The following is a 9,928-nucleotide window of genomic DNA, read 5'->3' on the forward strand; positions in this document are numbered from 1 at the left end:
GTCCCGCAGCACCCTAACGCCGCCCCGCCCCGGCCGTGACCAGAACCCGCCTCCGGGCGGGCGTCAGGCGGCGTCCCGGAAGCCGATGCGGCGCAGCACGGTCGCGGCGTCCCGGTCGAGGAGGGTGGCGGAGGCGCAGCCGCGCGGCAGCCGGCCGGCCTCGACGGCGGTGACGAGCCGGCCGACGGCCCTGCGGTGCCGGGCGAAGGCGTACGCGGACACCCCGCGGCCCCGCTCGCGCTGGCCGTCCCGGGCGGTGGCCGGATCGACGTCGAGGAGGACCAGGTGGAGGGCGCGGCCGCGGCGGGCGGCGGAGCGGGCGAGCCAGCCGCGGACCCAGGACTGGGTGCCGCAGTCGTGGACGACGACCCCGGCGCCGGAGCGCAGCGCCCGGTGGAGCCCGGCGTAGTGCGCGATCCGGACCAGCGGGCGGTAGAGCGCGTACGGCAGGAGGCGGGGCATCCGGGCCTCCCAGCGCTCGCGGGCGTCCTGCGAGTCGATGCCGCGGCCCTCGGCGGTCCGCCGCAGCAGGGTGGACTTGCCGCTGCCGGGCAGCCCCGAGACGACCACGACGTCGCCGGCGGCGAAGGTCAGGGCGCGCGGGCCGCGCCCGCCCCGGTCGCGCAGGTCCCGCACGACGCGTCCGCGCGCGCGGGTCCGGGCGCGGGCCCGCTGGGCGGGTATGGCTGCTTCGCCGGCGAAGACGCCGGTGTGCTGGATTCTCATCGCTGTTCCCCCTGTCGGGCCCCGGGAGACGTACCGGGTGACCTCACGGAGACCCTTGCCCACGAAGTGTAAAGAAACGGTAATCCGAGACAAGCGATTTGCGGCGCCGACACCGTATGCGAGGATGTGCGCGCCAGGCGCGCGCAGCGCCGTACAACCGCATACCGGCCGCTCGAATCCGCGCGGGAGAGTTCCGGACGGCCCTGGGCCGTCCGGGCGCCGAAGGAGCAAGCCCCTCCCTTGAATCTCTCAGGCCCCGTACCGCGTGGATGAGGCAGATCTGAAAAGCGGGACACCCGTCGTGTCCCCACCCAAGGTGCAAGCCGGGGATGCCCCCGGTGAACCTCTCAGGTTCCATGACAGATGGGGAGGAACGTCCTTGCCTGTCATGTTTTCCGCCTTCGGGACCCGGGAGCACGTCCATCATGAGCACCACCCCCCGTCTGACCGCCCTCGATGCCCTGCATCGTTCGCTGGGCGCGACCATGACCGACTTCGCCGGCTGGGACATGCCGCTGCGGTACGGCAGCGAGCGCGACGAGCACAACGCCGTCCGCACCAGGGCCGGTCTCTTCGACCTCTCCCACATGGGTGAGATCACGGTCACCGGCCCGCAGGCCGTCGACCTGCTCGACCACGCCCTGGTCGGCAACATCTCCACGGTGGGCAACGGCCGCGCGCGCTACACGATGATCTGCCAGGAGGACGGCGGCATCCTGGACGACCTGATCGTCTACCGCCTGGGCGAGACCGAGTACATGGTCGTCGCCAACGCCTCCAACGCCCAGGTCGTCCTGGACGCCCTGGTCGCCCGCTCGGAGGGCTTCGACGCCGAGGTCCGCGACGACCGCGACGCGTACGCCCTGATCGCCGTGCAGGGCCCGGAGTCCCCCGGCATCCTGGGGCAGCTCACCGACGCCGACCTGGACGGCCTGAAGTACTACGCGGGCCTCCCCGGCACCGTCGCCGGCGTCCCGGCGCTGATCGCCCGGACCGGCTACACCGGCGAGGACGGCTTCGAGCTCTTCCTGAAGCCGGAGCACGCCGAGGGCGTCTGGAAGGCCCTGACCGAGGCGGGCGCGGGCGTCGGCCTGATCCCGTGCGGCCTGTCCTGCCGCGACACGCTCCGCCTGGAGGCGGGCATGCCGCTGTACGGGCACGAGCTGACCACCTCCCTCACCCCCTTCGACGCCGGTCTCGGCCGGGTCGTGAAGTTCGAGAAGCCGGGCGACTTCGTCGGCCGCAAGGCGCTGGAGGCCGCCGCCGAGCGCGCCGAGACCGCCCCGCCGCGCAAGCTGGTCGGCCTGGTCGCCGAGGGCCGCCGGGTCCCGCGCGCCGGCATGCAGGTCGTCCTCGGCGGCGAGGTCGTCGGCGAGATCACCTCCGGCGCCCCCTCCCCCACCCTCGGCGTGCCGATCGCGATGGCGTACGTCGACGCGGCCCACGCGGCCCCCGGCACCGAGGGCGTGGGCGTGGACATCCGCGGCACCCACGAGCCCTACAAGGTCGTGGCACTGCCGTTCTACAAGCGCCAGAAGTGACGTATTCGTCTCAGGACACGTCTCACCCCGCAAGACCCACGTACATCCGCACTCCCCCGATCCAGGAGAATCAGGCCATGAGCAACCCCCAGCAGCTTCGCTACAGCAAGGAGCACGAGTGGCTGTCGGCCGTCGAGGACGGCGTCGCCACGGTCGGCATCACCGAGCACGCGGCCAACGCCCTCGGTGACATCGTGTTCGTCCAGCTCCCCGAGGTCGGCTCCACCGTGACCGCGACCGAGGAGTGCGGCGAGCTGGAGTCGACCAAGTCCGTGAGCGAGCTGTACTCCCCGGTGACCGGCGAGGTCGTCGAGGCGAACCAGGACGTCGTGGACGACCCGTCGCTGGTGAACTCCGCTCCGTTCGAGGGCGGCTGGCTGTTCAAGGTGCGCCTCACGGCCGAGCAGGACGACCTGCTCACCGCCGACGAGTACACCGCCTTCACCGCAGGCTGACCGAGACCCCGTAGGGATCGCTTCATGTCGCTTCTGAACACTCCCCTCCACGAGCTGGACCCGGACGTCGCCGCCACCGTCGACGCCGAGCTCCGCCGTCAGCAGTCCACCCTCGAGATGATCGCGTCGGAGAACTTCGCTCCGGTCGCGGTCATGGAGGCCCAGGGCTCCGTCCTCACCAACAAGTACGCCGAGGGCTACCCGGGCCGCCGCTACTACGGCGGCTGCGAGCACGTCGACGTGGCCGAGCAGATCGCGATCGACCGGATCAAGGACCTGTTCGGCGCCGAGTACGCCAACGTGCAGCCGCACTCCGGCGCCTCCGCCAACCAGGCCGCGCTCTTCGCGATGGCCCAGCCGGGCGACACGATCCTCGGTCTGGACCTGGCGCACGGCGGTCACCTGACCCACGGCATGCGCCTGAACTTCTCGGGCAAGCAGTTCAACGTGGTCGCGTACCACGTGGACGACAAGGGCCTGGTCGACATGGCCGAGGTCGAGCGCCTGGCCAAGGAGCACCGCCCGAAGGTGATCATCGCCGGCTGGTCGGCGTACCCGCGCCAGCTGGACTTCGCGGAGTTCCGCCGGATCGCCGACGAGGTCGAGGCGTACCTGTGGGTCGACATGGCCCACTTCGCGGGTCTGGTCGCGGCCGGCCTGCACCCGAACCCGGTCGCGTACGCGGACGTGGTGACCTCCACCACGCACAAGACGCTCGGCGGCCCGCGCGGCGGCGTCATCCTGGCGAAGAAGGAGTTCGCGAAGAAGCTGAACTCCTCGGTCTTCCCCGGTTTCCAGGGCGGCCCGCTGGAGCACGTGATCGCGGCCAAGGCGGTCTCCTTCAAGGTCGCGGCCTCGGAGGAGTTCAAGGAGCGCCAGCAGCGCACCCTGGACGGCGCCCGGATCCTGGCCGAGCGCCTGGTCCAGGACGACGTCACGGCGCACGGCGTCTCGGTCCTCTCCGGCGGCACCGACGTGCACCTGGTCCTGGTGGACCTGCGGAACTCGGAGCTCGACGGCCAGCAGGCCGAGGACCGGCTCCACGAGGTCGGCATCACGGTCAACCGGAACGCCGTCCCGAACGACCCGCGCCCGCCGATGGTCACCTCCGGTCTGCGCATCGGCACGCCGGCCCTCGCCACCCGCGGCTTCCAGGCCGAGGACTTCACCGAGGTCGCCGACATCATCGCCGAGGCCCTCAAGCCGGGCTACGACGAGGACAAGGCCGCGGCGCTGAAGGCCCGCGTGACCGCGCTGGCCGACAAGCACCCGCTGTACCCCGGCCTGAAGTAATTTCGTACGATTTAGTTCCGAGCCTGTTCGTACGGAACATCTGGGGCACCGCGCACACTGGAACGGTGAGCGCGGTGCCCCGCCCCATGCTCAGCGTTTCTGCATCACCCCGGCAGACAACGACGTCTAGCCCCCACAAGGAGTCCTCCCGTGGCCATCTCGGTCTTCGACCTGTTCTCGATCGGCATCGGTCCGTCGAGCTCCCACACGGTGGGCCCCATGCGCGCGGCCCGGATGTTCGCCCGCCGCCTGAAGAACGAGGGGCTGCTCGCGCGGACGGCCTCGGTCCGGGCCGAGCTGTACGGCTCGCTGGGCGCGACCGGCCACGGCCACGGCACGCCGAAGGCGGTCCTCCTCGGCCTGGAGGGGAACTCGCCGCGCACGGTCGACGTGGAGAGCGCCGACGACGAGTTCGAGCGGATCAAGGCGAGCGGGCGGATCAACCTGCTCGGCGCCCACGAGATCCCGTTCTCCTTCGACGACGACCTGGTCCTGCACCGCCGCAAGGCGCTCCCGTACCACGCCAACGGCATGACGGTCTTCGCGTACGACGCCGAGGGCGGGCTCGTCCTGGAGAAGACGTACTACTCGGTCGGCGGCGGCTTCGTGGTCGACGAGGACGCCGTGGCCGGCGAGAACCCGATCATCCCGGACGACACGGTCCTGAAGTACCCCTTCCGCACCGGCGACGAGCTGCTCCGCCTCACCAAGGAGACCGGCCTGTCGATCTCCTCGCTGATGCTGGAGAACGAGAAGGCGTGGCGCACCGAGGACGAGATCCGCGCGGGGCTGCTGGAGATCTGGCGGGTCATGCAGTCCTGCGTCTCGCGCGGCATGTCCCGCGAGGGCATCCTCCCCGGCGGCCTGAAGGTGCGCCGCCGCGCCTCGACCCTGGCCCGCAAGCTGCGCTCCGAGGGCGACCCGGCCATGCACGCGATGGAGTGGATCACGCTCTACGCCATGGCGGTGAACGAGGAGAACGCGGCGGGCGGCCGGGTGGTCACCGCCCCGACCAACGGCGCTGCCGGCATCATCCCCGCCGTCCTGCACTACTACATGAACTTCGTGCCGGGCGCCGACGAGGACGGCATCGTCCGCTTCCTGCTGGCGGCGGGCGCGGTCGGCATGCTCTTCAAGGAGAACGCCTCGATCTCCGGCGCCGAGGTCGGCTGCCAGGGCGAGGTCGGCTCGGCCTGCTCGATGGCGGCGGGCGCCCTCGCCGAGGTCCTGGGCGGCTCCCCCGAGCAGGTGGAGAACGCGGCCGAGATCGGCATGGAGCACAACCTGGGCCTGACCTGCGACCCGGTCGGCGGCCTGGTCCAGATCCCGTGCATCGAGCGGAACGGCATGGCGGCGGTCAAGGCCGTGACGGCGGCGAAGATGTCGATGCGCGGCGACGGCAGCCACCTGGTCTCCCTGGACAAGGTCATCAAGACCATGAAGGAGACGGGCGCGGACATGAGCGTCAAGTACAAGGAGACCGCCCGTGGCGGTCTCGCGGTGAACATCATCGAGTGCTGAGGCCATAGGCCCTGACCGGCGCGTTCACGCCTCGCGGCGGGGCCGGGGCCGACGGGGGCGGGACGCGGCCGGTGCGCCGCGTCCCGCCCCCGTCGCGTCCCGCCCCGCCGCGCCCGGCCGGGCCCGCCGGTCAGCTCGGCCGGGCGGGTGCCCACAGGTCGAGGCTCCACACGTCCCCGTCGCCGACGCGACGGCCGCGCTCCTCGTCCTTGTCGTCCACGACGAGGACGGAGACGTTCGAGCGCAGGGCGCGGTACTCGAGGAAGCCGCCCTGGTCCCTGATCCTCAGCTCCGGGGCGTCGTGGGCGCGGGAGACCTCGTCCCACAGCTCCTCCCAGGACACGTACCGGGGGAACTCGATCCCGGTGCTCCGGGCCCACGCCCCGGCCAGGTCGTCGTCCGACGCCAGGCGGTGCAGCTGGACCGTCGCGGTGGCCACGACCCAGTCCGGCTCCGGGTTGAAGGCGAACTCGACGAGTCCGTAGTCGCGGCGCAGCCACTCCCCCTCGTCGCCGACGACGTCGACGAAGGGATGGCGGAAGGCCCGGTCGACGTCGGCGAGTCCCGAGCCGATGCCGATGCCGTGCAGTTCTCCGGTGGCGAGGAAGGAGGCGAGGAAGGAAACGCCGGTCACGGCCAGTTCTCCAGTTTGTCGATCAGTGCTTGCATTTCGGCCGAGCGGTTCTGCTTGTTGCCCCAGTTGTGGTCGTCCATCTCGGCCTTGGCCGCCTTGGCCTTGGCCAGGAGGTCGGCGCGGAGCGCCGGGTCGTTGTTCACCGCGTCCAGGGCCGCCTTCACGCTCTTGTCCGAGGCCAGTCCCGTGTTGAGCCGGATGGGGTCCGCGGCGATGTTCCCCTTGTCGTCCACGTAGACGCGGACCTCGTGCTCCGGCCCCTTCTTCTGCGGGATGTGCACGTGGGCACCCTTGGTCGCCCAGTCGGAGGCCATCGGTGAGACGCGGATCTTGCAGGGCTTGAGGCCGAGGGGGTCGGACGCCGTCAGGGGGTTGTCCACGTAGGCGACCGGGTTCGGAGCGGGATCGAGCCCCAGGGGGTCGGTGCTGAGGTAGCGGGCCGTCTCCGGATCGTAGTGCCGGTGGAAGTTGTAGTGCAGCCCGGTCTCCGGGTCGTAGTACTGCCCCGGGAAGCGGAGCGGCGTGTACGTCGTGCTCGTCGCGGCCCAGGCGGTCGCGCCCCACACGGTGCCACGGGTCCGCCAGGCGAGGTCTCCGGCCTCGTCGACGAGTTCCGCCGGGGCGCCGACGAGGTCGGTGACGATCGCGTAGAAGCGTTCGTCGACCGCGTCCTGGGACGCCCCGTCCGCGGCCAGCCGGCGCTCCGTCTGGGCGAGCGGGCGCAGGCCGTCGTGGTCCCAGGTGAGGGCGACGGGACGGGGGAGGTGCTCGCTCCGGCTGGTCTGCTCGCACAGCGTCGCGCCGTCCCAGGTGAAGGTGACCTCCTCCGCCACGGTGCGGCCGTCGTCGGCGAGGCGCTGTTTGGCGATGCGACGGCCCAGCGGGTCGTACAGATAGCGCCAGACCGTGCCGTCCGGGGTGACGACCGAGGTGAGACGGTCCTCCGCGTCCCAGGTGTAGCGCCAGGTGTCGGGCTTGTGCGACAGGCGCGCCTTCTGCCGGAGCACGGTGCGGCCCTGCGCGTCGTGCTCGTACCGGACCTGCCCGGCCCGGACGACGCGGGTGCCCGTGAAGGCCCGGGCCCCCACCGCCTCCTGGCCGGGATGGGAGGCCGGCCACGAGGCGGTGGTCTGGTTCCCGGCCGCGTCGTAGGCGTACGTCTCGGACCAGCCCTCGGCGCGGACGGCGGTGATCCGGCCCATCGTGTCGAGGTCGAAGCGGCGGCTTCCGCCGAGCAGGTCCTGGACGCCGACGACGTGGCCGTCGGCGCGGTAGGAGTAGGAGCGGTGCTGGATGCCGCGTCGCCCCCGGCCCATGACCCGCTGGTCGACCAGCCGGCCGACCGTGTCGAACGCGTTGGCCAGACTCACGTGGTCACCGATGTGGCGCTCCACCTCGCGGCCCGCCAGGTCGCGCCGGAAGCCGATCGTCCGGCCGGACGTGGTCAGCGCCACCGGGCGACCGGCCGCGTCGTACGTCCAGGAGCTGACCGCCCCGGCGGGGGTGGTCCTGCCGACCCGGCGGCCGAGCGCGTCGTGGTCGAAGGAGAGCTCGCGTCCGTTCACCGTCTCCGAGCGCAGCCGCCCGTACCGGTCGCGCAGGCGCGTCAGCGTGGCGTCGGGGCCGGTGGCCGCGGCGAGCTCGTCGAAGACGTCGTACTCGTAGGTGGTGACGAGGCCGTCGCTGTCCTTGCGGACGATCTGGCCCATGCTGTCGCGTTCGTACCGGACGCTCTGTCCGAGGCCGTTGGTGCGCGTGGTGAGGCGTCCTGCGGCGTCGAACGCGTAGTGGAGGGTACGGCGGTCGAAGTCGGTCTCGGACACCAGCCGGCCCGCCGGGTCGTACGCGTAGTCCCAGGTCTGTCCCAGGGGGTTCACGACCTGGGTCAGCCGGAGCCGGGCGTCGTGCCGGAACTCGTACCTCGCGCCGTCCGGGTCGGTCCGTGCCGCCAGGAGGTCGAAGTGCGTGTACTCGAAACGGGTGGTCCCGCCCACGGCGTCGGTGTGCGTGAGCACGTTGCCCTCGCCGTCGTAGGTCCACGTCCGGACGCTGCCGTCGGCCTCCACCAGCCGGGCCACCTGGCTCTCGACGGTCCACTCCACGCGGGTCACCGCGCCGAGCGGGTCGGTGACCGCCGTGGGGCGGCCGAACGCGTCCCGTTCGTACCGCGTGACGGCACCCAGCGGGTCGGTGATCTCCACCGGCAGTCCGCTGCGGTCGCACCGGACGAGGGTGGTCGCGCCGAGCCCGTCGGTCAGCGAGGCGAGGTGCCCCTCGTCGTCGTACGTGAAGTGCGTCGTCGTCCCCGAGACGTCCGTGTACGAGGTGCGGTTGCCGCGTTCGTCGAACGTCTGGCGCATGACGGTGCCGTCCGCGTACCGCACGCACACGGGGAGGCCGAGTGCGTCGTACTCGGCGCGGACGCCGCGGCCGTCGGGACGGACGACCTCGATCAGCCGGCCCGCGTCGTCGTAGACGGAACGGGTGACGTGGCCGAGCGGGTCGGTCCGGGAGAGGAGTCGGTGGTGGCGGTCGCGCTCGTACCGGGTGACCGCTCCCAGCGGGTCGATCTCGGCGACGACCTGCGACCGGTCGTCGACGAGGTACCGGGTCGTGCGCCCCTGGCCGTCGGTGAGGGAGGTGCACCGCATTCCGGTGGCCGGGTCGACCTCGTCCCACGTGAAGTGCGACTCCAGGTGTCCGTGGGAGCCGGACTGGTCGGTACAGCGGTCACGCTCGTCGTAGACGTAGTGGTAGGCGCTGCCGTTGGTGTCGGTCCACGACGTGATGCGGCCCTGTTCGTCACAGCCGAAGCGCAGCGGCACGCCGGAGGAGTTGACGACCTCGGTGAGGTGGCCGTCGGTGTAGCCGTAGCGCAGGATCTCCTGGTCGGTGCCGTCGGCCGCCGCCCCGACGAGGTGCAGGGCGGTGATCCGGCCCTCGGAGGTCGTGAGCCTCACGTGCCGGCCGGCGTGGTGGACGATCTCCGTCGGGGCGCCCTCCTCGTCGTACGCGAAGGCGATCCAGCGGCGGTTGCGGTCGTCGATCTGGACCAGCAGCGCGAGGTCCTCGCCGTGGTCGGCGAAGTGCAGCACCCGCCCGGTGTCGGGGTCGGTGACGGTGTACCCGTCCTCGACCCGGTCCAGCGGCCACCGCCGGCCGTGGGTCGGCAGGACGGGGACGCCCGGGGCGGGGTGCGGGTAGGCCAGCAGGCTGCCCTCGTCGCAGCTGAAGACGATGCCCTCGGAGTCGATCTCCAGCCGCTGGTCCACGGTGCTCGACCAGGCCGGGCCGAACCAGCGGCCCGAGCGCCGGGACGAGTCGAAGGTGCGCCGGAGGACGAGGGGCAGCGAGCCGGGCAGGGCGAGGTCGGTCTGCCAGAGCAGCATGCGGCCCGTCGCCATGTCGATCGGGTCGCCGTCGCAGACCGTCTCGCTGCACTTGTTGCTGTTGCCGTCCGGGTTCTTCTGCTGGTCCGTGCGGGTGCCGCCCGGCTTGCCGGGGCCGTCGGGCGGGTTCTTGAGGCGGGTCAGGGCCTTCAGGCCGCCCGCGCCCTTGGTGCCGATGAGCTCCGGGACCAGCCGGCCGAGGAACTCCGACGGGTCGCCCTTCGCCGCGTCCCAGGCGTTCTTCAGCGCCCGGTCCGGGTTGGCCACGGTGGAGACCAGGCCGGCGAGCGTCATGTTGACGCCCTTGTAGTACTCCGCCGGGTGGGTCAGGTTGTACGGGTCCGTGGGGTTGAGCGAGCGGACGAAGTT

General features: G+C 71.8%; 7 protein-coding genes and 1 riboswitch. Of the genes, 4 read left to right on the forward strand and 3 right to left on the reverse strand.

All coding sequences use genetic code 11. The features are described 5' to 3' along the window. Nucleotides 1-63: 63 nt before the first annotated feature. Nucleotides 64-726: an AAA family ATPase gene (locus IF73_RS0121225; protein WP_031010397.1), complete on the reverse strand. Its 663-nt coding sequence runs from the start codon at nucleotides 724-726 to the stop codon at nucleotides 64-66. Between the two features lie 173 nt (nucleotides 727-899). Then, a riboswitch (glycine riboswitch) is annotated at nucleotides 900-1,000 on the forward strand. Between the two features lie 151 nt (nucleotides 1,001-1,151). On the opposite strand from IF73_RS0121225, the gene gcvT reads away from it, so the two are divergent. The 4 genes from gcvT to IF73_RS0121245 all read left to right on the forward strand — a co-directional run bounded on the left by gcvT (nucleotide 1,152) and on the right by IF73_RS0121245 (nucleotide 5,536). Continuing rightward, nucleotides 1,152-2,267 carry a glycine cleavage system aminomethyltransferase GcvT gene (gcvT, locus tag IF73_RS0121230; protein ID WP_031010398.1) on the forward strand — a complete coding sequence of 372 codons (1,116 nt, stop codon included), beginning with the start codon at nucleotides 1,152-1,154 and terminating at the stop codon, nucleotides 2,265-2,267. 77 nt (nucleotides 2,268-2,344) lie between these two features. Then, nucleotides 2,345-2,722, forward strand: a complete 378-nt coding sequence (gene gcvH / locus IF73_RS0121235) for a glycine cleavage system protein GcvH (RefSeq protein WP_031010399.1) — start codon at nucleotides 2,345-2,347, stop codon at nucleotides 2,720-2,722. 24 nt (nucleotides 2,723-2,746) lie between these two features. Next, nucleotides 2,747-4,015 carry a serine hydroxymethyltransferase gene (glyA, locus tag IF73_RS0121240; protein ID WP_031010400.1) on the forward strand — a complete coding sequence of 423 codons (1,269 nt, stop codon included), beginning with the start codon at nucleotides 2,747-2,749 and terminating at the stop codon, nucleotides 4,013-4,015. A gap of 150 nt (nucleotides 4,016-4,165) precedes the next feature. Next, nucleotides 4,166-5,536 (forward strand): L-serine ammonia-lyase, encoded by a 1,371-nt coding sequence (locus IF73_RS0121245; RefSeq protein ID WP_031010401.1) that lies wholly within the window; start codon nucleotides 4,166-4,168, stop codon nucleotides 5,534-5,536. Nucleotides 5,537-5,666: 130 nt separating this feature from the next. On the opposite strand, the gene IF73_RS0121250 is transcribed toward IF73_RS0121245, so the two are convergent. Both IF73_RS0121250 and IF73_RS0121255 read right to left on the reverse strand, forming a co-directional pair. Beyond that, entirely contained in the window at nucleotides 5,667-6,170 is a 504-nt protein-coding gene (locus tag IF73_RS0121250; RefSeq protein ID WP_031010403.1) for a hypothetical protein, read from the reverse strand. Beyond that, on the reverse strand, nucleotides 6,167-9,928 hold a 3,762-nt coding region (locus IF73_RS0121255), incomplete at its 5' end, for a DUF6531 domain-containing protein (RefSeq protein ID WP_037879923.1). The genes IF73_RS0121255 and IF73_RS0121250, both read right to left, overlap by 4 nt.

Source organism: Streptomyces sp. NRRL F-5727 (assembly GCF_000719555.1).
Taxonomy (GTDB): domain Bacteria; phylum Actinomycetota; class Actinomycetes; order Streptomycetales; family Streptomycetaceae; genus Streptomyces.